The following is a 23,625-nucleotide window of genomic DNA, read 5'->3' as shown; positions in this document are numbered from 1 at the left end:
CAGTAGAAAATGAAGAAAGAAATAAGAGCACTGTGTATTGGTGCCTGAGATAGAAAAGAGAAAGAGGGATCAGCCATGAGTGAAGAATTCAAAAAAGAAGAAATAAATGGTGAGGCAGCAGAGGAAACCAAAGCTGCAGAGCATACAGAAGAAGTAAAAGCAGAAACGACAGCAGAGCAGAGTGCGGCAGAGACGGAAAAACCGCAGGAAACCGCAGAAGCGCCGAAGGCGGAAGAAAAGAAAAAGACAACCTACAGCTGGGTGAATCCGAAAATCAGCGGAAAGACCGGCGAGGAGAATAACAGCGCTTCCTACACCGGAAAACCGGACCCGTCGGAGGCAAAGGCAGAGCAGACATCTTCTGCAAAGACAGAACATTATCAGTACCAGTCACAGACACAGAGTGCTCCGAAGCAGGAAAAACCACAGTTTTCTGCCGTTCCGCAGCCGCAGGATCACAAAAAGAAAGCGAAAAAACCAATGTCAGCCGCAAAAAAATGGGGCATGACACTTGCCATGGCAGCGTGCTTCGGACTCGTGGCAGGCGGTGTTTTCATTGGGACTGCAGCAGTCGGTACGAAAGTGATCGGTACAGCAACAGAGCAGAAGCAGGAAGTTACAATTCCGACGACCACCACAACAACGGCAGCAGACAGCAGTGATACCTCCGATACCGTAAAAGCAACCGGCGAGATGTCCGTGAAAGATGTTGCATCGAGTGCGATGCCGTCTCTGGTAGCAATTTCTACGACAACGGTGGAAGAAGTTGAGACATTCTTCGGAACCACAAGCCAGGAAGTTCCTGCAAGCGGAACCGGAGTTATTGTCGGACAGAACGACGATGAGCTCCTGATTGCGACAAACAACCACGTTGTCAGCGGTGCAACGTCTCTTTCCGTCAGCTTTATCGACGATGAGACGGTAGAAGGCCAGATCAAAGGTACCGATGCGGACAATGACCTTGCTGTTGTTGCAGTAAAACTTTCCGACATCAAGGACGAGACAAAGAGCCAGATCAAAATTGCCGTGATGGGAAATTCCGATGACCTTGAGGTCGGTGATCAGGTTGTGGCAATCGGAAATGCACTGGGAACCGGCCAGTCCCTGACGAGCGGATATATCAGTGCAAAAGACCGTACGATCTCCAGTCAGGATGAGAGTACCGGCGAGACGATTACTTCTGAGGGACTGATCCAGACCGATGCAGCCATCAACCCTGGAAACAGCGGCGGCGCCCTTCTGAACATGAACGGTGAGCTGATCGGCATTAACGAAGCAAAATACAGCTCCACACAGGTCGAGGGCATGGGCTTTGCGATCCCGATTTCGAAAGCGGAGCCGATTCTGCAGAACCTGATGAACCTGACAACAAGATACAAAGTCAGCGATGATGAGGCTGCTTATATCGGAATCAACATGGCGGATGTCAGCGCAGATGTTTCCCAGAACTACGGTATTCCGACCGGTGTCTGCATCATGAGCGTTGTGGACGGCAGCCCGGCAGCCGATGCGGGCTTCAAGAAAGGCGATGTTATCACCACGTTTGATGGAAGAAGCATCTCGAACGCCAAAGGCTTAAAAGAGACACTGACCTATTATGCGGCAGGCGAGACTGTAGATGTCACCGTACAGCGCGCGGATAACGGTGAGTACAAAGAAGTAACACTGACGCTGACCCTTGGCTCTGCAGCAGATATGCCGCAGACGAGCGGAAGCAGCAACGGAACCACAAACGATGGAACCGGAAGATCCGATCAGAATGACCAGGGTATTCAGAATCCGTTTGGCAACAGATAAAAACTCGAAATAACTATTTCCTAAGAGAAAAAAGACGGACAGCACAGGAATATGAACGCCTGGCTGTCCGCCTTTTTCTGCATTTTTTGATATAATTTTTTGAATTCGTAAAATTCTTAAAAAAGTTGGTAATTTTTAAGAAAGTTTTTACTTGTGACCCTATGGCTTTTGGGCTATAATCAAGCTAGACCAAGCGATCTATTACAGAAAGGAATTTGAAAAATCATGTCAGAAGAGAAAGACAGAGTGGACGGTACCGCGGACGAAACGAAGGCGGAAACAAAAAGCTCTGACCATCATACAGAAGATACTTATGAAAAAGTCTGCTTCATGTGCCGCAGACCGGAGAGCAAAGCCGGAAAGATGATTACCCTTCCGGGAAACATCAATATCTGCCCGGACTGCATGCAGAAGAGCTTTGATACCATGAACCAGAACCCGGGCCAGATCAATGAGATGATGAATAATATGAACAACATGCCGAATATCGGCATGTTCGATCTCTCCGGGCTTTCCAACCAGATCCCGAACCGGCAGCGGGTAAAGAAAAAAGAAGAAAAGAAGAAAACAAAAGAATTTTCCATCAAGGACATTCCGCCGCCGCACCGGATCAAGGCGATGCTTGACGAATACGTCATCGGCCAGGAACGTGCAAAGAAAGTCATGTCGGTTGCCGTTTACAACCATTACAAACGTGTCTTTGCACCGCAGGACGGAAATATCGAGATCGAAAAATCCAACATGCTGATGATCGGACCGACCGGTTCCGGAAAAACGTATCTGGTGCAGACACTGGCACGCCTCTTAGATGTGCCGCTTGCCATCACGGACGCCACATCCCTTACCGAAGCGGGTTATATCGGCGATGATATTGAAAGCGTGGTATCTAAGCTTTTAGCGGCCGCAGACAACGATGTGGAGCGCGCGGAGCACGGTATTATCTTCATCGACGAGATCGACAAGATTGCGAAAAAGAAAAATACAAACCAGAGAGACGTCAGCGGAGAAGCCGTACAGCAGGGAATGCTGAAGCTCCTCGAGGGCAGCGACATCGAAGTTCCGGTGGGAGCCAACAGCAAAAATGCGATGGTTCCGCTCGAGACCGTCAATACCAGAAACATTCTCTTTATCTGCGGCGGTGCCTTCCCGGATCTGACGGACATCATCAAGGAGCGTCTGAACAAGACAGCTTCCATTGGCTTCCAGGCGGATCTGAAGGACAAGTATGATGGGGATAAGAACCTGCTGTCACAGGTGACCTTAGAAGACCTTCGGACTTTCGGTATGGTGCCGGAGTTCCTTGGCCGTCTGCCGATCGTATTTACGCTGGAGAGTCTCAATGAGGATATGCTGGTCGAGATCTTAAAAGAACCGAAAAATGCGATCCTGAAGCAGTATAAGAGACTGCTCGAACTCGACGAGGTGAAACTGGAATTTGATGATGATGCACTTCGCTCTATTGCAAGAAAAGCGCTGGAAAAAGATACCGGTGCGAGAGCACTCCGTTCGATCATCGAGGATTTCATGCTGGATATCATGTATGAGATTCCAAAGGACAGCAGCATCGGAGAGGTTATCATCACAAAAGACTATATTGAAAAGACCGGCGGGCCGACGATTCTCCTGCGCGGCCAGGAAGTTCCAAAGTTAGAGCAGAAATAAGGTAACTGGAAAACACAGCGGAGCAGACGTGAAACTGGCGTTTTCTTGAAATAAGAGATAAGAAAGAGAGGGTTTTAACTATGGCAGAGGATTTTTTTGGAAATTTAAGTAAAACACTGAAAAAAACAGTGGATACTGTGGGAAAGAAAACAGATGAATTCGTAGAAATTCAGAAGATCCGCACCCGTCAGCATGCGCTCGAGGATCAGATTGAGAAGAATTACCAGGATATCGGACAGATCATCTACAACCGCTATTTGAACGGCGAAGCATTCGACGAGAATCTTGCCGGCTTCTGCAAAGATATCACCGATCTGGAAAAAGAGATTGCAGACTGCAAGGAAGATGTGGCAAACAAGAGAGGCCGCATCGTATGCCCGGCCTGCGGCGCAAGTGTTCCGAAAGATGCAGCTTTCTGCATGCGCTGCGGTGCTGCTATGCCGGAGAAGGAAGATGAGCCGGAGGATGCCGAGTTTGTACACGTAGAACCGGAAGAAAAAGCAGAAGAAACCGAAGCAGCAGCGCCGGAAGAAGAGCCTGAAAAAGAAGCAGAGGTACCGGAAGAGGAATGATCTGGATCCTGCTGCCGGGAGCGGTTTTCCTTGCAGACGGATGCCTGAAAAAGAAGGCAGAAGAGGAGTTAAAGGAAAATGAGCAGATCCCGGTCTGCAAAGGACATATTGTCCTGCGGAAATGTCATAACCGCGGCGTAGCGGGCGGCGGCTTCGCGGACAGCACGAAGAAGGTGGAAATTCTCACCTTCTTTTTGCTGTCCGGACTGTGGGCGCGTCTCGGAGCGCTGGCGGGCAGACGTAAGTGTAAGGCGAAGAAGCTTGGGCTTGCGCTTACGATTGGCGGCGGCATGTCGAACTGGTATGACCGGCATAAGAGAGGTTACGTGACCGACTATGTCAGCTTCCGGTTTGGACCGGAGAAGTTCCGCAGACTTGTGTTCAATGTTTCTGATTTCTGTATTTTCTTCGGACTTGCGCTGCTGACGGCAATTTCCTGCCGGGAGTCCAGGTGATGCAGGATCTCACGAAAAGCCCTGCGGATGGCGGGCTTTTCGGGGCAAAAAAGAAAATTTGAAATTTTTTGAAAAAATTTGAAAAAAGCTGTTGACAGATTCGGAATCATCTGGTAATATATGTTTTGTTGAGCGGCACATGAGAGCTGCAAGACAAGAAATGCAGGAGTGGCGGAATTGGCAGACGCGCAGGCTTCAGGTGCCTGTGGTCGCAAGATCGTGTGGGTTCAAGTCCCATCTCCTGCATTATTTTTCGCTTTGCGTATCAAGAATTGGTCCGATGGACCAATTCGGATTACCCTGCCTGGAATGATGCAGAAACTTCCCGGCAGGGTCTTTTTATTTCTGTGCGGAGAAGATGTGCAGACGGGGAAAGAAAAACAGACGAATCTCAGACAGTGTAAAATTGTTTAAAATTATCGCTATTATCCATATTTTTCATAAAATCAAAAAAATTAAAATTTTTTCAAAAAAGGTGTTGACTTTTCTTTAGAAAGCTGTTATTATCTATCTTGTCAAGCGGACAACCGCTAAGACAACTAAGAAATGCAGGAGTGGCGGAATTGGCAGACGCGCAGGCTTCAGGTGCCTGTGGTCGCAAGATCGTGTGGGTTCAAGTCCCATCTCCTGCATTATTTTTTTGCTTTGCGTATCAAGAATTGGTCCGGTGGACCAATTCGGATTGCCCTGATGGGAAGTGTGGAAACTTTCCGTCAGGGTATTTTTATTTTTCCAGAAAAGAAATTTCCGTAATTCGACAAAAATAGTTGAAATGTTTCCCTGGTTGTGATAGAATCTGAAAGATTAAAGTATGAGATGCATATTTCATACAAACTCAAAACCGAACGAAAAAGAAAGGAAAACGGTGGAATGATGAAAGCTTTTCTAATCTTAGAAGACGGGCATGTCTTTACCGGAACCAGCATTGGTTCACAAAAAGAAGTGATCAGTGAAATCGTATTTAATACATCCATGACTGGATATCTCGAAGTGCTGACCGACCCATCCTATGCGGGACAGGCAGTATGTATGACGTATCCTCTTATTGGAAACTATGGAATTTGTTATGATGATCAGGAGTCCTTAAGACCCTGGCCGGATGGCTATATTGTAAGAGAATTATCCCGTCTCCCCAGCAACTTCCGTTGCCAGGACACCATTCAGAATTTCCTGAAAAAGTTCGATATTCCCGGAATCGCCGGAATCGATACTCGTGCTCTCACCAAAATTCTTCGTGAAAAAGGTACCATGAACGGTATGATCACGACCAACGAAAATTATCACCTCGATGAAATTATTCCAAAATTAAAAGCGTATAATACCGGAAAAGTTGTAGAAAAGGTAACCTGCTCTGAAAAATCAGTTTTAAAAGGAGAAGGCTTTAAAGTTGCACTTCTGGATCTTGGCGCAAAGAACAACATCGCACGTTCCTTAAATGAGCGCGGATGCGAAGTGACCATTTATCCGGCGCTTACTACAGCAGAAGAGATCCTCGCCGCAAATCCGGACGGAATCATGCTGTCCAACGGCCCTGGAGATCCGAAAGAATGCGTATCCATTATCAAAGAGATTAAAAAACTGTACGATTCCAATGTACCGATCTTTGCAATCTGTCTTGGACATCAGCTGATGGCACTGGCTACCGGCGCAGATACCCACAAGATGAAATACGGCCACCGCGGCGGAAACCACCCGGTCAAGGATCTGGCAACCGGAAGAGTTTACATTTCTTCCCAGAACCACGGCTACGTCGTAGATACCGATACCCTGGATCCGAATGTGGCAGTTCCGGCCTTTGTGAACGTCAACGACGGCACCAACGAGGGACTCAAATACGTCGGCAAAAACATCTTTACCGTACAGTTCCATCCGGAGGCATGCCCTGGCCCGCAGGATTCCGGATACCTGTTTGATCGATTCCTTGAGATGATGGGAGGTAACAAATAATGCCAAAGAATCCGAATATTAAAAAAGTTCTGGTTATCGGTTCCGGTCCGATCGTCATCGGACAGGCAGCAGAGTTCGACTACGCAGGAACACAGGCGTGCCGTTCCCTGAAAGAAGAGGGAATGGAAGTTGTTCTTCTGAACTCCAACCCGGCAACCATCATGACCGATAAAGACATCGCAGACCGCGTTTACATCGAGCCGCTGACCGTAGAAGTGGTAGAGCAGCTCATCCAGAAGGAAAAACCGGACAGCGTTCTTCCGACTCTGGGAGGCCAGGCAGGACTGAACCTTGCGATGGAACTCGAAGAAAAAGGCTTCTTAAAAGAAAACAACGTACGCCTGATCGGTACCACAGCACAGACCATCAAAAAAGCAGAGGACCGTCAGGAATTCAAAGATACCATGGAAAAAATCGGCGAGCCGGTAGCGGCATCCCTGGTTGTCCATGATGTACAGGCTGGTATCGATTTCACCAACAAGATCGGTTATCCGGTTGTACTGCGTCCGGCTTACACCCTCGGCGGAAGCGGCGGCGGTATCGCTTACAACGAAGAAGAGCTGATCGAGATCCTCTCGAACGGACTCCGTCTTTCCCGTGTCGGCGAAGTACTCGTTGAAAGATGTATCGCCGGATGGAAAGAGATCGAGTACGAGGTAATGCGGGACAGCGTAGGAAACTGCATCACCGTCTGCAACATGGAGAACATCGACCCGGTCGGCGTTCACACCGGAGACAGTATTGTCGTAGCACCGTCCCAGACCCTGGGAGATAAAGAGTATCAGATGCTGCGTACTTCCGCACTCAACATCATCACCGAGCTCGGCATCACCGGCGGATGCAACGTACAGTATGCGTTGAATCCGGACAGCTTCGAGTACTGTGTTATCGAGGTAAATCCGCGTGTCAGCCGTTCTTCCGCACTGGCTTCCAAAGCGACCGGTTATCCGATTGCAAAGGTTGCTGCAAAGATCGCACTTGGCTACACTCTGGATGAGATCCCGAACGCCATTACCGGAAAAACCTACGCAAGCTTCGAGCCGATGCTGGATTACTGTGTTGTAAAAATCCCGCGTCTGCCGTTCGATAAGTTTATCAGTGCAAAACGTACCCTGACCACACAGATGAAGGCAACCGGTGAGGTTATGAGTATCTGCAACAACTTCGAGGGCGCGCTGATGAAAGCCATCCGTTCCCTGGAACAGCACGTAGATTCCCTGATGTCCTATGACTTCAGCCACTTGTCCAAAGACGAGCTGATCGAAGAGCTTCACATCGTAGATGATATGAGAATCTGGAGAATCGCAGAGGCGATTCGTCAGGGCATCTCCTACGACGAGATCCACGAGATCACCAAAATCGATGTATGGTTCATCGATAAGCTGGCTATCCTCGTTGAGATGGAGCAGGCATTACAGGCCAAAGAGCTGGATGAGGATCTTCTGCGCGAAGCAAAACGCCTTGAGTTCCCGGATTACCTGGTGGCAAAACTGGCAGGAAAGACCGAAGAAGAAGTAAAAGCGTTAAGAAAACAGTATGATATCACCGCAGCTTACAAGATGGTAGATACCTGTGCCGCTGAGTTCGCAGCAACCACACCGTATTACTATTCCGTATACGGCGGCGAAAACGAAGCTGTCGAGACAAACGACAGAAAGAAAGTCCTCGTCCTTGGTTCCGGCCCGATCCGTATCGGACAGGGTATCGAGTTTGACTTCTGCTCCGTACATTGTACCTGGGCATTCAAGAAAGAGGGCTATGAGACCATCATCATCAACAACAACCCGGAGACCGTCAGCACCGACTTCGATATCGCAGATAAACTGTATTTCGAGCCGCTGACACCGGAAGATGTAGAAAATATCGTCAACATCGAGCATCCGGACGGAGCCGTTGTACAGTTCGGCGGCCAGACCGCGATCAAGCTGACCGAAGCACTCCTGAAAATGGGTGTGCCGATCCTTGGAACATCTGCAGAGAACGTAGATGCCGCAGAGGACCGTGAGCTGTTCGATGAGATCTTGGAGCAGTGTGAAATCCCGCGTCCGAAGGGACACACCGTATTCACCGCAGAAGAGGCGAAAAAAGCAGCCAACGAGCTCGGCTATCCGGTACTCGTCCGCCCGTCCTACGTCCTTGGAGGACAGGGTATGCAGATCGCCATCAGCGATGAGGACGTCGATGAATTTATCGGCATCATCAACCGGATCGCACAGGAGCATCCGATCCTGGTTGATAAATATCTGCAGGGCAAGGAGATCGAGGTTGATGCAGTCTGCGACGGCACCGATATTCTGATTCCTGGTATCATGGAGCACATCGAGCGCGCCGGCGTTCACTCCGGAGACAGTATCTCCGTTTATCCGGCACAGAGCATCAGCCAGCATGCAAAAGACACTATCGTAGAGTATACGAAACGTCTGGCAAGATCCCTGCATGTCATCGGTATGATCAACATCCAGTTCATCGTATGCGGTGAGGATGTTTACGTCATCGAGGTCAACCCGCGTTCTTCTCGTACCGTGCCATACATCAGCAAGGTAACCGGAATCCCGATCGTGCCGCTGGCAACGAAAGTCATCCTCGGCCACACGATCCGCGAGCTTGGCTACGAGCCGGGACTGCAGAGAGAGGCAGATTACATTGCCATCAAGATGCCGGTATTCTCCTTCGAGAAGATCCGCGGCGCAGATATCGCCCTTGGACCGGAGATGAAATCCACCGGTGAGTGCCTTGGTATTGCAAAGACCTTCAACGAGGCTCTTTACAAAGCATTCCTCGGCGCCGGAATCAACCTGCCGAAATATAAAAACATGATCATCACTGTAAAGGATGAGGATAAAGAGGATATCGTTCCGATCGCACAGAGATTCCAGGCTCTCGGCTACAAGATCTATGCGACGAGAAATACCGCGAAAGCCCTGAACGAGAACGGCGTCAATGCGATCCGCACCAACAAGATCGAGCAGCCGTCCCCGAACCTGATGGACCTGATCCTCGGCCACAAGATCGACCTCGTCATCGATACTCCGTCCCAGGGCGTTGAGCACTCCAAAGACGGATTCGTCATCCGCCGGAACGCGATCGAGACAGGTGTCAACGTACTGACCTCTCTGGATACCGCAACCGCACTCGTAACCAGTCTGGAAAATACAGATGTGAAGAAGCTGACCCTGATCGATATCGCAACGATCGACAAGAGATAAGCATGATAGAAGCATAAAGCAAAGAAAAGCTCTCTGCTGCAGAAACAAAGCGGCAGAGAGCTTTTTTGGCCGAATGTGGGTTTGAATGGATTTTACAAAAAAGAAAACGTGACGCGCTTGTGTTTTTAGCATAAGTATGATAGATTTTTAATAGAATGCCAGAAAAGGGCATCCAATTCAAAAAGAGAAAGGTACATATCGTATGAACATCATTGAGTGGTTAAAGGTTATCCTGCTGGGTATCGTAGAGGGCATTACCGAGTGGCTTCCAATCAGCAGCACCGGCCACATGATTCTGGTAGATGAGTTTATTAAGCTGAATGTGACAGCTGATTTCAAGAATGTTTTTGAAGTTGTCATCCAGCTCGGTGCAATCCTTGCGGTTGTCGTCATCTATTTCTGGGATCTCTGGCCGTTTCATGGTAAAAGTAAAGCCAGAAGCCGGAGCTATTTTGCCAATCCAAGCGACAACAAGGTATTTGGCGCTGTTCAGAACTTTGTAGACAATTACTGTTATCTGGACAAAATCATCATGTGGTTTAAGATTGTTGTATCATGCCTACCGGCAGCTGTCATTGGTCTGGCATTCAACGACTGGATCGAGGCACATCTGATGAATTACGTGGTTGTAGCCCTGATGCTGATTATCTATGGTGTGTTATTCATCGTTATTGAAAATTACAACAAGACGAGAACTCCGTCTGCAACGAAAATCAAAGAAATTACCTGGAAAAATGCACTGTATATCGGTGTTTTCCAGCTCCTTTCCATCGTACCGGGAACTTCCCGTTCGGGGGCAACCATCATCGGCGGTATCCTGCTGGGATGCTCGAGAGAGCTCGCATCGGAGTACACGTTTTTCCTTGCCGTTCCGGTTATGTTCGGCGCGAGCCTTTTAAAACTGGTAAAACACGGCTTTGCCTTTACCGGTGTTGAGGTGGCGATCATGATCGTCGGCATGCTGGTGGCATTTGCGGTATCGATTTTTGCCATCAAATTCCTGATGCAGTACATCAAGAAGCACGATTTCAAAGCCTTCGGCTGGTACCGTATCGTACTCGGTGTGATTGTGCTGCTGTATTTCGTAATCAAAACCGTAATTTTGAAAGCATAAAATCGAACAATTCCGAAAATTTACCGGGAAAAATAGAAGAAGAAGTATCGTAAAATGAAAAAAATTGTGCGATACTTCTTTTTTTACGCGAAAATTACAAAAAACCCTGTAAAAAGTAACCAAAAGCTGATATAATAGAACACAAGAGGGACGCAGACGATACAGTTCACCCGCGCCATTCGCAAAACTGCGCTTTCAGCGCTTTCCGCTGCTGCGCAGCTCCTTTTGCTCATTTCTCGGCGCTCCCTTCGTGTGTTCTTGCAAACAAATTTTCATGCAAGCATGAAATTTGCCCGCCAGAACACACGAGTGAACTGTAAATTAAAAAAAATACCGAAAATTTGCCATATTTTTATTGACTAAAGATATTCTTATGGTAAAATAAATGTGTGCGCCCGAGAATATCTTTCTTTTCGGTGCAATCAGTATAGGGTGAACGTATCATCCAGGGCAATCTGGAAATACTTTACTATAACCTATCAAAATTACAAGTAGGAGGAAAAGTAACAATGGCAAAATGGGTTTACATGTTCACTGAAGGTAATGCAGACATGCGTAACCTTCTCGGTGGAAAAGGCGCAAACCTGGCTGAGATGACAAACCTGGGACTTCCTGTACCACAGGGATTCACGGTAACAACCGAGGCTTGTACACAGTACTATGAGGATGGCAGACAGATCAACGACGAGATCATGGGTCAGATCATGGAAGCAATCGATAAAATGGAAGGAATCACAGGAAAGAAATTCGGAGACGCTAAGAATCCGCTGCTCGTTTCTGTACGTTCCGGAGCAAGAGCTTCCATGCCAGGTATGATGGATACCATCCTGAACCTTGGTCTGAACGAAGAGGTTGTTGAAACTCTGTCACAGGCTTCCGGCAACCCACGTTGGGCTTGGGACTGCTACAGAAGATTCATTCAGATGTTCTCTGACGTAGTTATGGAAGTTGGTAAAAAATACTTCGAAGAGCTGATCGACAAGATGAAAGAGGAGAAAGGCGTAAAACAGGACGTAGATCTTGACGCAGATGACCTCAAAAAACTGGCTGAGCAGTTCAAAGCTGAGTACAAAGCTAAAATCGGTGAGGATTTCCCGACCGATCCTAAGGTACAGCTGATGGAGGCTGTAAAAGCCGTATTCCGTTCCTGGGACAACCCGAGAGCAAACGTTTATCGTCGTGACAACGACATCCCGTATTCCTGGGGTACCGCTGTTAACGTACAGATGATGGCATTCGGAAACATGGGAGATGACTGTGGTACAGGTGTTGCCTTCACTCGTGACCCTGCTACAGGAGAGAACGGACTGTTCGGTGAGTTCCTTACCAACGCACAGGGCGAGGACGTAGTTGCCGGTGTTCGTACACCTATGCACATTTCCGAGATGGAAGAAAAATTCCCGGAAGCTTTCAAACAGTTCAAAGATGTTTGCAAAACTCTGGAGACACATTACAGAGATATGCAGGACATGGAGTTCACTGTTGAGCACGGTAAACTGTACATGCTGCAGACACGTAACGGTAAGAGAACAGCAAAAGCTGCTCTGAAAATCGCCTGCGACCTTGTAGATGAGGGAATGAGAACAGAGGAAGAGGCAGTTGCAATGATCGATCCTCGTAACCTTGACTCTCTGCTTCATCCGCAGTTCGATGCAAAAGCACTGAAAGAGGCTGCTCCAATGGCAAAAGCACTGGGAGCATCTCCGGGAGCTGCTTGCGGTAAAATCGTCTTCACAGCTGATGACGCTGTTGCATGGGCTGAAAGAGGAGAAAAAGTTGTTCTGGTTCGTCTTGAGACATCCCCAGAAGATATCACAGGTATGAAATCTGCACAGGGTATCCTGACTGTTCGTGGTGGTATGACTTCCCACGCAGCCGTAGTTGCCCGTGGTATGGGAACCTGCTGTGTATCCGGTTGCGGTGATATCGTAATGGACGAGGCAAACAAGAAATTCACACTGGCTGGCAAAGAGTTCCACGAGGGAGACTGCATCTCTCTGGATGGTTCTACAGGATGCATCTATGACGGACTGATCCCGACCGTAGACGCTACCATCGCTGGCGAGTTCGGAAGAATCATGGGCTGGGCAGATAAATACAGAACCATGAAAGTTCGTACAAACGCTGATACTCCGGCAGACGCTAAAAAAGCTCGTGAGCTTGGCGCAGAAGGTATTGGTCTTTGCCGTACAGAGCATATGTTCTTCGAAGGCAACAGAATCGATGCATTCCGTGAGATGATCTGTGCTGAGACCGTAGAAGAGAGAGAAGCAGCACTTGCTAAGATCCTTCCGGAGCAGCAGGGAGACTTCGAGAAGCTGTATGAAGCTCTGGAAGGCAACCCGGTTACCATCCGTTTCCTGGATCCGCCGCTTCATGAGTTCGTTCCGACTGAGGAAGAGGACATCAAGAAACTGGCTGACGCACAGGGCAAATCTGTTGAGCAGATCAAAGCAATCATCGCTGGTCTGCATGAGTTCAACCCGATGATGGGTCATCGTGGATGCCGTCTTGCTGTAACTTATCCGGAAATCGCTAAGATGCAGACAAGCGCAGTAATCCGCGCAGCCATCAACGTGAAGAAAGCTCATCCGGATTGGAATGTAAAACCGGAAATCATGATCCCACTTGTTGGCGATATCAAAGAGCTGAAATACGTTAAGAAATTCGTAGTAGAGACCGCTGACGCTGAAATCGCAGCTGCAGGCAGCGACCTTGAATACGAAGTTGGTACCATGATCGAGATCCCGAGAGCAGCTCTGACTGCAGATGAGATCGCAAAAGAGGCAGACTTCTTCTGCTTCGGAACCAACGACCTTACTCAGATGACTTACGGATTCTCCCGTGACGATGCTGGTAAATTCCTGAACGCTTACTATGACGCTAAGATCTTCGAGAACGATCCATTCGCAAAACTCGATCAGGACGGCGTTGGCAAGCTGATGAAGATGGCTATCGATCTTGGAAGACCGGTTAACTCTTCTCTGCACGTAGGTATCTGCGGTGAGCACGGTGGAGATCCGAGCTCCGTAGAGTTCTGCAACAAACTGGGTCTGGACTATGTTTCCTGCTCACCGTTCCGTGTACCGATCGCCCGTCTGGCAGCAGCTCAGGCAGCTATCGCTCAGAAGAACGCTTAATTTAAGCGGAATTTGTCCGAATCAGGATATTCATGCAGTAGCATGATTTGTGTTCAAACGTAAGGAGACCCCGGCGGTCTGTAGAAATACAGGCGCCGGGGTCTTTTTTATCAATCGTTTAAAATCAAAGTGGGAGGGAAAACGGATGCAGAATGAAACAGCCAAAGAAAACCTGCTGCGGCAGATCCGGGAATACCGTCCGTACAATGAGCAGGAAGAGCGGGATCGGGCGATTCTGCTGAAATGGATGGAGAGCGGATGCGATATTTTGACGCGGGAAAATGAGACCGCACATCTGACTGCCTCCGCCTGGGTCGTAAGCCCGGATCGGAAGCAGGTGCTGATGGCGTATCACAATATTTACCATTCCTGGGCATGGCTCGGCGGCCACGCGGACGGAGATGCGGATCTTTGCAGCGTGGCGGTAAGAGAAGTGAAGGAGGAATCCGGGATTGAAGAGGTGAAGCTCTTATCGGATCAGCCATTCTCGCTCGAAATCCTGTCGGTGGACGGCCATGTGAAGCGCGGAAAGTACGTGACGACACATCTCCATCTGAATGTGACATATCTCATGGAAGCAGACCCGGTACAGGAAATCCGCTGCAAGCCGGATGAAAACAGCGCAGTCGGCTGGATTCCGGTGGAGCAGATCGCAGAAAAATCGACAGAGCCATGGTTTGTGGAGCGTGTGTATGGCAAGCTGTGTGAGAAAGTGAAAAGAGATTTCTGTGAAGTGTAATATGCAATCCGCGTATGAACTGCCATTTAGAATAAGCATTAGAAAAATGAGCTGTTAGATGTCTAAAATAGAGACAGAAAGAAAAATGGCAGGAGGGGTTTTATGTTTACAAATCAGGATTTGAAAAAGCTGATTATTCCGCTTTTCCTAGAGCAGCTTCTGGTGGCTCTGGTCGGAATTGCGGACGTGTTTGTTATCGGATTTGTCGGAGAGGCGGCGGTTTCCGGTGTGTCACTGGTCAATGCGTTCAAAAGGTAGACTTAAGCTTCCAGAAAACGATCCTCTTTTTCTGACGACAGAAAAGTTGTTGGGAAAAGGGGATTTTTGGGGTAAAAGGGATTATTTCGGCGCGTTGAAAATCATGCCGGGGTATGGTAAAATGGACTCCGAAAAACAGCAAAAGGAGGACGTGACAGAAGATGAATGATATGAAGCGTCTGCTCTCGTATGCAGGTCCCTACAAGCGGGATATGATTTTCGGAGCAGTGCTGGTATTGGTAGAAACGTGTTTTGAACTTTTTATTCCGATTCTGATTTCCAATCTGATTGACATCGGCGTTGCGAACGGCGATATCCCTTACATTTACCGCAAGGGAATCCAGATGGGAATCTGCGCGCTCTGTGCGCTTGTGACCGGAATTTTATACGCGCACTTTGCGGCGCGGGCGACGTACGGCTGGGGAGCTGAGATCCGGAAGGCGGAGTATGAGAAAATGCAGCAGTATGCATTTTCCAACCTCGACCACTTTGCGGTATCATCCCTGATCACCCGTATGACGACGGATGTTACCGTCATCCAGAATATGGTAAGCGCCGGCTTCCGCCCGATCACGCGCGGACCGTCGCTTCTGATTATGGGAATCGGCCTTTCATTCTATATGAATCCGCGGCTGGCATTTGTATTCCTTGTATGTACCCCGCTTCTTGGCTTTATTCTCTCCCTGATTGTGCGGAGAGTTGCCCCGATGTACACAAAACTGCAGTCCATGGTGGACCGCCTGAACAACGTTGTCCAGGAGGGGCTGACCGCGATCCGTGCCGTCAAAGCTTTCGTGCGGGATGAGTACGAGGAAGACAAATTCAACGAGGTCAACACCGACCTGACCGCAGCGAGCGAGCAGACGTTCCACTACGCCGTGCTGAATCTGCCGGCATTTCAGGGCGTCATGTATACCGCGATCGTGCTGATTCTGTGGTTCGGCGGAAATATGATTCTGAAAAAACAGCTTGCCGTCGGAAACCTGACCGGATTTCTAAGCTACGTCATGCAGGTCATGAACTCGATGATGATGATTGCAAACGTCTTCCTGCTCCTGACCCGTTCCATGGCGAGTGCACACCGGATTGTCGAGGTGCTCGATGAGAAAATCGTGCTCACCTCGCCGGAAAATGGTGTAGCAGAAGTGACAGAGGGCAGCGTGGAGTTTGACAACGTATCGTTTAAATACAAAGAAGAAGCAAAAGAGTACGCACTCTCCGATGTTACGCTGAAGATCAAAGCCGGTCAGACGGTAGGAATCCTCGGAGGAACAGGTTCTTCGAAAACGACGCTGGTGCAGCTCATTCCGCGTCTGTATGACACTAGCCGCGGCACCGTCCGCGTCGGCGGAAAGGATGTGCGCGCGTACGATCTTGCCGCTCTCCGCGATGCAGTCAATATCATTCTGCAGAAAAACGTGCTGTTCTCCGGAACCGTGCGTGAAAACCTGAAATGGGGCAATGTGGATGCATCCGATGAGGAGATCTGGGAAGCATGCCGCGCGGCGTGTGCGGATGAATTTTTGAACCGCATGCCGGACGGCCTCGACACCGTGCTCGAGCAGGGCGCAAGCAACCTCTCCGGAGGCCAGAAGCAGCGTCTCTGCATCGCGCGTGCGCTGATCGGAAAGGCAAAAATCCTGATCTTCGATGATTCGACAAGTGCGGTCGACACGGCAACGGAGAAAAAGATCCGCGAGGCACTGGCGGCGCGGAAGAATGTCACAAAAATTATCATTGCGCAGAGAGTAACATCCGTCATGAATACGGATCAGATCATCATTCTTGATGACGGAAAAGTACACCGGATCGGCACGCACGCTGAACTGCTGGCGGATGACCCGATTTATCAGGAAATTTACGCCTCACAGATGAAAGGAGGAGACGAAAATGGCAGCGAGAGCTTATAGCGGAAAGAAACCAAAGAACCTGAAACACACGCTGCGCGTATTCCTGTCTTATCTGGGACGGCACAAAAAAATGCTCGCAGTCGTAGCGGTACTGGTAACAATCAGCGCGGGAGCCAACCTCCTTGGAACGTATATGATCCGCCCGGTTGTCAACGGACTGGCGGACGGAGATGTGCACACACTGCTGCGCGGCGTGCTGATTACGGCACTCATTTTCGGGTGCGGCGCACTCGCAGCATACGGCTACACGCAGACCATGGTAAAAGCAGCACAGCAGGTTGTCTTTGATATCCGCCGCGATCTGTTCGAACACGTCCAGACACTGCCGCTGCAGTTCTTCGACAGCAGACGCCACGGCGATATCATGAGTCTTTTCACGAACGATATCGACACGATGGCAGATGCCCTGAACAACAGTTTTGCGATGGTTATCCAGAGCTTCATCCAGATTGTGGGAACACTGACCTTGCTGTATATCCTAAACTGGCGGCTCTCGCTGATTGTAACGGTGTGCTACGGTATCATGTTCTGGTATATCAAGTTCAGCGGAAAGCGCAGCAAGGGTTATTATACGAAGCAGCAGAACAGCCTCGGAGAACTGAACGGCTATATTGAGGAGCTGATCACCGGACAGAAAGTCGTCAAGGTGTTCCACCACGAAGAAGAGAGCTTTACGGAATTCTGCAAAAAGAATGAGGAGCTCCGGAAAGCGGGAACCGGCGCGCAGGGGTATGCGGCGACGATGGTTCCTGTCGTTGTCAGCATTTCGTATGTCAATTATGCGATTGTGGCAGTGCTCGGCGGCCTTCTCGCCCTGCACGGAAAAGCCGATATCGGAAGCCTGGCAAGCTACCTTGTCTTTGTCCGCCAGGCGGCGCTTCCGATCAACCAGTTCACCCAGCAGAGCAACTTCCTTCTCTCAGCGCTCGCCGGTGCGGAGCGTGTCTTCGACGTGATGAGCCTGGAGCCGGAAATCGATGAGGGAAAAGTGGAACTGGTCAACGTAAAAGAAGAGAACGGCGCACTTGCCGTCTGCGAAGAGACAACAGGCCGCTGGGCATGGAAGCGCCCGGACGGAACGATGACGGAATTAAAGGGCGATGTGCGTTTTGAAAACGTGGATTTCGGCTACACGGCAGACCGTCTGATCTTAAAGAACATCAGCCTGTATGCCAAACCAGGCCAGAAAATTGCTTTTGTCGGTTCCACAGGAGCCGGAAAAACGACGATCACGAACCTGATCAACCGTTTCTACGACGTCCAGGGCGGCGCGGTTGTCTACGACGGCATTGACGTAAAAGATATCGAAAAAGACGCTCTGCGCCACTCCCTCGGTATCGTTCTGCAGGATACCCATCTGTTCACGGGAACCGTAGCAGAAAACATCCGTTTTGGAAAACTCGATGCCACGCAGGAAGAAATTGAACGTGCGGCCAAAATTGCGAATGCGGATTCCTTCATCCGCCGTCTGCCGAACGGCTACGACACGATGCTGACCTCCGACGGAGCCAACCTCTCCCAGGGCCAGCGCCAGCTTCTCGCGATTGCCCGTGCCGCCGTTGCCGATCCGCCGGTGCTGATTCTTGACGAGGCAACATCCTCCGTTGACACCAGAACCGAGGCGCTGATCGAAAAAGGAATGGACCAGCTCATGGAGGGCAGAACCGTATTTGTCATCGCCCACCGCTTAAGCACCGTGCGAAACGCCAATGCGATCATGGTGCTGGAGCAGGGAAATATCGTAGAGCGCGGCGACCACGACGCACTTCTGGCACAGAAAGGAAAATATTATCAGCTCTATCATGGAATGTTTGAGCTGAGTTAAAAAGAAAGGAGTAAAGAGTATGAGAAAATATAACCGTATTTTTCTGATCGTCCTGGATTCTCTCGGAATCGGGGCGATGGCGGATTCGGAGAAGTTTGGGGATGTCGGTGTCAATACCTTCGGCCACATCTGGGAGAGTCAGGGAGGCCTTGAAATCCCGAACCTGCGCCGCCTTGGCATGGGAAATCTCTGCGGTGTGACAGAGGATGAGGCAAAGGGTTACGCCAGAAGGCTGAACGAGGCGAGCAACGGAAAAGACACCATGACCGGCCACTGGGAGATGATGGGAATTTACACGACAAAGCCGTTCGTTACGTTCACCGACCACGGATTTCCGAAAGAACTGATCGACGAGCTGGAAAAACGAACCGGCAGAAAGATCATCGGCAATAAGGCGGCGAGCGGAACGGAGATCCTCGATGAGCTGGCAGAGCGCGAGATCGAAAACGGAGAACTGATTGTCTATACCTCGGCGGATTCCGTACTGCAGATCTGCGGCAACGAGGAGACGATGGGACTGGAGACGCTGTATCATTACTGCGAGATTGCCCGTGAGCTGACCATGAAAGACGAGTGGAAAGTCGGCCGTGTCATTGCAAGACCGTACGTCGGAAAGAAAAAAGGAGAGTTCGTCCGCACCGCAAACCGTCACGACTACGCTGTCAAACCGACGGGAAAAACCGTGCTCAACGCGATGCAGGAGGCAGGATATGATGTCATCAGCATCGGAAAAATCAACGATATTTTCTGCGGCGAGGGCATCACGGAGAGTCTGAAATCCAAGAGCAGCGTCCACGGCATGGAGCAGACGATTGAGACGGCAGGAAAAGATTTTACCGGACTGTGCTTTGTCAACCTCGTCGATTTCGATGCACTCTGGGGCCACAGAAGAAACCCGGAAGGCTACGGAAAAGAGATTGAAAAATTCGATGTGAACCTTGGAAAGCTGCTGGAGCAGTTAAAAGACGATGATCTGCTCCTGATCACGGCAGACCACGGCAACGACCCGACTTATACCGGAACGGACCACACCAGAGAACAGGTGCCGCTCCTTGCGTACTCACCGTCTATGAAGGAGAGCGGCCTTCAGGAGACAAAGGACACCTTCGCTGTGATCGGCGCATCCGTTGCAGAGAACTTCGGCGTAAAAATGCCGGAGGGAACGATCGGAACATCGATCCTGGAATCGTGGAAATAAGGAAGCGATGGCGTTTTCAGCTGAGGCGGTAAGAACCTTTCGAAAGTTTCACAAGCTGTCCTTCTTCGAGCAGCTTCTTTAAAACTCGCTGGAGCTGGCGGCGGCTGCAGTGGAGCTGCATGGCCATCTTTTCCACGCCGGAAAACGTCTGATCAGGACAGCGCTCTGAGAGATAAGAGAGGAAGGATTCCTCGAGCGTGGAAAAATTCGACTGGGAGCTGGAATAAAGCATCAGCTTTTCGGTGACAGAGTTTAAAAGATATCGTAAAAAGCGGTTGTCGTTCAGCAGAAGCTCTTTCGTGGAAGCGAGCGGCAGAACAATACAAAGCGCGGTGGTGCGTGCCTCGATCTGGTGCGTATCATCGCGTTTTCCGCAGAATTCCATATCGCCGATGCAGGTAAAGCCGTCGAGATAGCCGATCGGGTAGCTCGTGCCGTCGGCGCGGTTGGCGCTGATCTCGATGGAACCGTCCACGAGGAACGAGAGGTATTCCTCCGGATTCAGCGTGTCGAGCCGTTCGCCTTTTTCAAACTGATACAGAGAAAATGCGAGATCCGGGGTATCGAAAAGAGATGGGATCTCATGTTTCTGAAGATAAAAGTCCAGCAGAGCCGGATCAAAAATTCGTTTCATAGGAAAATCCTTTCACAGAAAAATTTTTTGGAAAACTTTTTCTTTATTGTGACATATGACACAAGAAAAAGCAAGAAAGTCTGCTAAGATAAACCAGAATGAAAAATGTTACAGTTCGCTGGGTACCAGTGAACTGTAACCGAAAAAGAGGAAAGGGGAGTTTTCAAAATGGAAAACGAATTATTTGAGAAAACAAAAGTGTCCAAAGCATATATGACGCTCGCACTTCCGGTCGTGCTCGGCATGGTCGTGTCGCTGATCTATAATATGGTAGATACTTTTTTCATCGCGCGGACCGGAAACACGGCACTGATTGCCGGCGTATCGCTCGGCACACCGATTTTCACGCTGATGATTGCACTCGGTGACATCTTCGGTGTCGGCGGCAGTTCCGTCATTTCGCGCCTCTTCGGTAAAAAAGAGTACGAGGACGGAAGACGGATCAGCGTATTCTGCTTTTACGCGGCGATTGCTGTCGGCATTGCGGTCAGCATCATCCTGCTTGCCGCCAAACAGCCGATCCTTGGCCTGCTTGGCTGTGATGAGACGACGTGGCAGTATGCGGGGGACTATTACCAGTGGATTGCACTCGGCGCACCGTTTATCATCCTGCAGCTGACGCCGAACAATCTTCTTCGGACCGAGGGCTTCGCAAAAGCCTCGATGATCGGAACAATGCTGGGAGCCGTTGTCAACATCATTCTTGACCCGATCTTTATTTACACGCTCGGCATGGGAGCAGCCGGAGCAGCGATTGCAACGGTGATCGGCAACATCTGCGGTGATATTTTCTATGTTATCTTTATGATAAAGAAATGCCGCTATCTCTCCGTCGATTTCCGAAAACTGAAAATGACCGGAGCAGAGGTGCTCGCCGTTCTTGCCATCGGCATTCCGGCATCCGTCACAAACTTCATGCAGAGCATCGGCGTGACGCTGACGAACCGATTTTTGCAGCCGTATGGAACGGACAAAGTTGCAGCGATGGGAATTGCTTTGAAAATTATTATGATTTCTGTTCTTGTGATGGTCGGTTTCGCTTTTGGCGGACAGCCGCTGGTCGGATACAATTATGGAGCGAAAAATAAAAAACGTCTCAGTGAGACGATCCGCTTTGCCTTCCTCCTGGAAGTGCTGACCGGTGCCGGAATGGCGGTTGTGCTCGGTGCGGCGGCTCCGCTTCTCGTGGGACTGTTCTTAAAAGAGGCGGATGTCATTGCAGTGGCCCAGCAGATCCTTCGCGTCCAGCTCATTGGTATGCCGTTTGTTGGTATCGTACTCGCATCGACCTGTATTTTCCAGGCGATCGGAAACGGGGCAGGAGCAATGATTCTTTCAGCAGGACGTCAGGGCGTGATTTTTGCCATTGTAATTTTCTGCGCTTCAAAACTTGCCGGTTTTTCCGGTGTTATTGCCTCCCAGCCGGTTTCTGATTTTCTGACCGCATCGGTGGCTGTGATGATTCTGCTTCAGTGGAAAAAGAAAGAATTTGCAAAATAAGAAAGAACAGCAAAGCGGCTGCGGCACAGCGTTCCGGAACGGGAACCTGCCGCAGCCGCTTTTGGCGTGCGCAAAAAAACAGAATTCCTGCACAGGCGGCCGCCATGTCAAAAACACGTAAAAGTGATGAAAAAACGTCTCTTAATTCGGCAGTATTACGGGATTGCATTCTGAGAAAACAAGATATAAAATGGCATGAGATTCGACAAAAAGGGGAAGCAAAAACATACGACAATAGGGAGGACATCACATGGCAACAAAGAAAAGTGCAGTAAAAGATCTGACAAACGGCAGCCCGGTAAAACTGATTCTGGGGTTTGCACTGCCGCTGCTGCTCGGCATGCTGTTCCAGCAGTTTTACAGCATGGTCGATACGATTATTGTAGGAAAATTCTTAGGCGCGAAAGCGCTCGCGGCTGTTGGCAGTACAGGTTCGATCAACTTCATGATCGTGGGATTCTGTATGGGAGTCTGCAGCGGATTTGCAATTCCGGTTGCGCAGATGTTCGGGGCAGGAGACCGGAAAGCGCTGTGCCGGTATGTAGGAAATGGAGCCGTCCTGGCCGGTATTCTTTCCGTGGTGATGACCGTTCTTGTCTGCATCTGGTGCCGCGACATTCTGATTCTGATGAAAACCCCGTCCGATATTCTGGACGGTGCATACGCTTACATCTTTGTTATTTTCCTCGGAATTCCGCTTATGGTGCTCTATAACCAGACATCAGCAATCATGCGGAGCCTCGGCGACAGCCGCTCCCCACTGATTTTCCTCGGTATCTCTTCAATACTGAATATCGTGCTAGATCTTGCGCTGGTCCGCCCGATGGGAGTAGCGGGAACCGCGTGGGCGACGATTATCGCGCAGGGAGTCTCTGGATTCCTGTGTCTCTTTTATATGAAGAAAAAATTCACCATCCTTGCTTTTACGAGAGAGGACTGGAAGCTGCACAAGCATTATGTGCTTAATCTGTGCAATATGGGAATCCCGATGGGACTGCAGTATTCAATCACCGCGATCGGAAGTGTTATTTTGCAGACCGCTGTCAACGGCCTTGGTTCCACTGCGGTTGCATCTGTTACGGCTGCCGGTAAAATTTCCATGTTCTGCTGCTGCCCGTTCGACGCGCTCGGCTCCACTATGGCGACGTATGCCGGACAGAACGTCGGTGCGAAGAAGATGGATCGTGTCAACACCGGTATTTTGACAAGTTCCATTATTGGAAGCGTGTATTCCGTGGTCATTTTAGGAGTTATGTTTCTGTGGTCCCGCCAGATTTCGCTTCTCTTTGTAGATGCATCCGAGACGGTCATCCTCGACCAGGCGCGTCAGATGCTGCTGATCAACATGGTATTTTACATTCCGCTGACCCTTGTCAATGTCGTACGCTTTACCGTGCAGGGCATGGGCTTCAGCAAATTTGCAATCCTTGCCGGCGTCTGCGAGATGATCGGCCGTTCGGTGGTAGCCTTTTTCCTGGTTCCGTATTTTGGTTACACCGCAGTCTGCTTCGCAAGCCCGGTGGCATGGATTCTCGCCGATCTGTTTCTCGTTCCGGCGTACCTGTACTGCGCAAAAACGCTTCGTTCTCTTTTTGAGAAAAATGCGCAGATGATGTAAGCCGTGCCGCAAGATGGACAAGCTGTTTCAATTCTGGTATAATGGAGCCT

16 protein-coding genes, 2 tRNA genes and 1 pseudogene are annotated in these 23,625 nt (G+C 49.7%); 18 read left to right on the top strand and 1 reads right to left on the bottom strand.

The genetic code is table 11. The annotated features are described in order from the left end of the window. The first annotated feature begins 75 nt into the window (after positions 1 to 75). The 15 genes and pseudogenes from DW642_RS02995 to DW642_RS02920 all read left to right on the top strand — a co-directional run bounded on the left by DW642_RS02995 (position 76) and on the right by DW642_RS02920 (position 19,823). Positions 76 to 1,797, top strand: a complete 1,722-nt coding sequence (locus tag DW642_RS02995; protein WP_242991108.1) for a trypsin-like peptidase domain-containing protein — start codon at positions 76 to 78, stop codon at positions 1,795 to 1,797. Between the two features lie 225 nt (positions 1,798 to 2,022). Beyond that, a complete protein-coding gene (clpX, locus tag DW642_RS02990; RefSeq protein ID WP_055219393.1) occupies positions 2,023 to 3,459 on the top strand; it encodes an ATP-dependent Clp protease ATP-binding subunit ClpX in 1,437 nt (478 codons plus the stop codon). Positions 3,460 to 3,539: 80 nt separating this feature from the next. Further along, positions 3,540 to 4,031 carry a zinc-ribbon domain-containing protein gene (locus DW642_RS02985; RefSeq protein ID WP_117509222.1) on the top strand — a complete coding sequence of 164 codons (492 nt, stop codon included), beginning with the start codon at positions 3,540 to 3,542 and terminating at the stop codon, positions 4,029 to 4,031. Continuing rightward, complete coding sequence (locus DW642_RS02980; protein WP_117509221.1) at positions 4,028 to 4,486, top strand: signal peptidase II; 459 nt, start codon at positions 4,028 to 4,030, stop codon at positions 4,484 to 4,486. Before DW642_RS02985 ends, DW642_RS02980 begins: the two co-directional genes overlap by 4 nt. A 162-nt stretch (positions 4,487 to 4,648) precedes the next feature. Next, positions 4,649 to 4,732: transfer RNA gene (locus DW642_RS02975), tRNA-Leu, on the top strand. A 302-nt stretch (positions 4,733 to 5,034) separates the two neighbouring features. After that, positions 5,035 to 5,118: transfer RNA gene (locus tag DW642_RS02970), tRNA-Leu, on the top strand. Between the two features lie 241 nt (positions 5,119 to 5,359). Continuing rightward, the gene (locus tag DW642_RS02965) at positions 5,360 to 6,433 is read left to right on the top strand and encodes a carbamoyl phosphate synthase small subunit (RefSeq protein WP_055219571.1); all 1,074 of its coding nucleotides are present in this window, start codon (positions 5,360 to 5,362) and stop codon (positions 6,431 to 6,433) included. Next, entirely contained in the window at positions 6,433 to 9,639 is a 3,207-nt protein-coding gene (gene carB, locus DW642_RS02960) for a carbamoyl-phosphate synthase large subunit (RefSeq protein WP_022462958.1), read from the top strand. The genes DW642_RS02965 and carB overlap by 1 nt, the downstream gene beginning before the upstream one ends. Before the next feature lie 202 nt (positions 9,640 to 9,841). Then, positions 9,842 to 10,753, top strand: a complete 912-nt coding sequence (locus DW642_RS02955; RefSeq protein WP_117509220.1) for an undecaprenyl-diphosphate phosphatase — start codon at positions 9,842 to 9,844, stop codon at positions 10,751 to 10,753. 509 nt (positions 10,754 to 11,262) lie between these two features. Next, the gene (gene ppdK / locus DW642_RS02950) at positions 11,263 to 13,893 is read left to right on the top strand and encodes a pyruvate, phosphate dikinase (protein WP_117509219.1); all 2,631 of its coding nucleotides are present in this window, start codon (positions 11,263 to 11,265) and stop codon (positions 13,891 to 13,893) included. Between the two features lie 145 nt (positions 13,894 to 14,038). Beyond that, entirely contained in the window at positions 14,039 to 14,632 is a 594-nt protein-coding gene (locus DW642_RS02945) for an NUDIX hydrolase (RefSeq protein WP_022462955.1), read from the top strand. Between the two features lie 102 nt (positions 14,633 to 14,734). Further along, positions 14,735 to 14,878 (top strand): annotated as a pseudogene (locus DW642_RS02940) (MATE family efflux transporter); the annotation flags it as partial. 182 nt (positions 14,879 to 15,060) lie between these two features. Further along, the gene (locus DW642_RS02930) at positions 15,061 to 16,800 is read left to right on the top strand and encodes an ABC transporter ATP-binding protein (RefSeq protein ID WP_334294013.1); all 1,740 of its coding nucleotides are present in this window, start codon (positions 15,061 to 15,063) and stop codon (positions 16,798 to 16,800) included. Next, positions 16,781 to 18,625: an ABC transporter ATP-binding protein gene (locus DW642_RS02925; RefSeq protein WP_117509216.1), complete on the top strand. Its 1,845-nt coding sequence runs from the start codon at positions 16,781 to 16,783 to the stop codon at positions 18,623 to 18,625. Before DW642_RS02930 ends, DW642_RS02925 begins: the two co-directional genes overlap by 20 nt. A 19-nt stretch (positions 18,626 to 18,644) precedes the next feature. Further along, entirely contained in the window at positions 18,645 to 19,823 is a 1,179-nt protein-coding gene (locus tag DW642_RS02920; RefSeq protein ID WP_055219378.1) for a phosphopentomutase, read from the top strand. A gap of 16 nt (positions 19,824 to 19,839) precedes the next feature. Here DW642_RS02920 and DW642_RS02915 read toward each other — a convergent pair whose 3' ends face one another. Next, on the bottom strand, positions 19,840 to 20,457 hold the full coding sequence (locus DW642_RS02915) for a hypothetical protein (protein WP_055219376.1): 618 nt from the start codon (positions 20,455 to 20,457) through the stop codon (positions 19,840 to 19,842). 168 nt (positions 20,458 to 20,625) lie between these two features. Between DW642_RS02915 and DW642_RS02910 the strand changes: the two genes are divergently transcribed. Genes DW642_RS02910 through DW642_RS02905 form a run of 3 tightly spaced genes read left to right on the top strand, consistent with a single transcriptional unit; the run spans position 20,626 to position 23,575 of the window. Next, complete coding sequence (locus DW642_RS02910; protein ID WP_117509215.1) at positions 20,626 to 21,957, top strand: MATE family efflux transporter; 1,332 nt, start codon at positions 20,626 to 20,628, stop codon at positions 21,955 to 21,957. Further along, positions 21,930 to 22,232 carry a hypothetical protein gene (locus DW642_RS15755; protein WP_147326094.1) on the top strand — a complete coding sequence of 101 codons (303 nt, stop codon included), beginning with the start codon at positions 21,930 to 21,932 and terminating at the stop codon, positions 22,230 to 22,232. The genes DW642_RS02910 and DW642_RS15755 overlap by 28 nt, the downstream gene beginning before the upstream one ends. Further along, on the top strand, positions 22,208 to 23,575 hold the full coding sequence (locus tag DW642_RS02905; protein ID WP_055219374.1) for an MATE family efflux transporter: 1,368 nt from the start codon (positions 22,208 to 22,210) through the stop codon (positions 23,573 to 23,575). Before DW642_RS15755 ends, DW642_RS02905 begins: the two co-directional genes overlap by 25 nt. Positions 23,576 to 23,625: the final 50 nt, after the last annotated feature.

The sequence above is a fragment of the Blautia sp. AM23-13AC genome (assembly GCF_003435675.1).
GTDB classification, from domain to species: domain Bacteria; phylum Bacillota; class Clostridia; order Lachnospirales; family Lachnospiraceae; genus Fusicatenibacter; species Fusicatenibacter saccharivorans.
This window is presented reverse-complemented; position numbering and strand designations above follow the sequence as displayed.

Coding starts and splice junctions, on each gene's coding strand:
- DW642_RS02980 (WP_117509221.1), top strand. CDS start 4,028: ATGATCTGGATCCTGCTGCCGGGAGCGGTTTTCCTTGCAGACGGATGC.
- DW642_RS02995 (WP_242991108.1), top strand. CDS start 76: ATGAGTGAAGAATTCAAAAAAGAAGAAATAAATGGTGAGGCAGCAGAG.
- ppdK (WP_117509219.1), top strand. CDS start 11,263: ATGGCAAAATGGGTTTACATGTTCACTGAAGGTAATGCAGACATGCGT.
- DW642_RS02955 (WP_117509220.1), top strand. CDS start 9,842: ATGAACATCATTGAGTGGTTAAAGGTTATCCTGCTGGGTATCGTAGAG.
- carB (WP_022462958.1), top strand. CDS start 6,433: ATGCCAAAGAATCCGAATATTAAAAAAGTTCTGGTTATCGGTTCCGGT.
- DW642_RS02985 (WP_117509222.1), top strand. CDS start 3,540: ATGGCAGAGGATTTTTTTGGAAATTTAAGTAAAACACTGAAAAAAACA.
- DW642_RS02915 (WP_055219376.1), bottom strand. CDS start 20,457: ATGAAACGAATTTTTGATCCGGCTCTGCTGGACTTTTATCTTCAGAAA.
- DW642_RS02965 (WP_055219571.1), top strand. CDS start 5,360: ATGAAAGCTTTTCTAATCTTAGAAGACGGGCATGTCTTTACCGGAACC.
- DW642_RS02930 (WP_334294013.1), top strand. CDS start 15,061: ATGAAGCGTCTGCTCTCGTATGCAGGTCCCTACAAGCGGGATATGATT.
- DW642_RS02945 (WP_022462955.1), top strand. CDS start 14,039: ATGCAGAATGAAACAGCCAAAGAAAACCTGCTGCGGCAGATCCGGGAA.
- DW642_RS02925 (WP_117509216.1), top strand. CDS start 16,781: ATGGCAGCGAGAGCTTATAGCGGAAAGAAACCAAAGAACCTGAAACAC.
- clpX (WP_055219393.1), top strand. CDS start 2,023: ATGTCAGAAGAGAAAGACAGAGTGGACGGTACCGCGGACGAAACGAAG.
- DW642_RS02905 (WP_055219374.1), top strand. CDS start 22,208: ATGGCAACAAAGAAAAGTGCAGTAAAAGATCTGACAAACGGCAGCCCG.
- DW642_RS02920 (WP_055219378.1), top strand. CDS start 18,645: ATGAGAAAATATAACCGTATTTTTCTGATCGTCCTGGATTCTCTCGGA.
- DW642_RS02910 (WP_117509215.1), top strand. CDS start 20,626: ATGGAAAACGAATTATTTGAGAAAACAAAAGTGTCCAAAGCATATATG.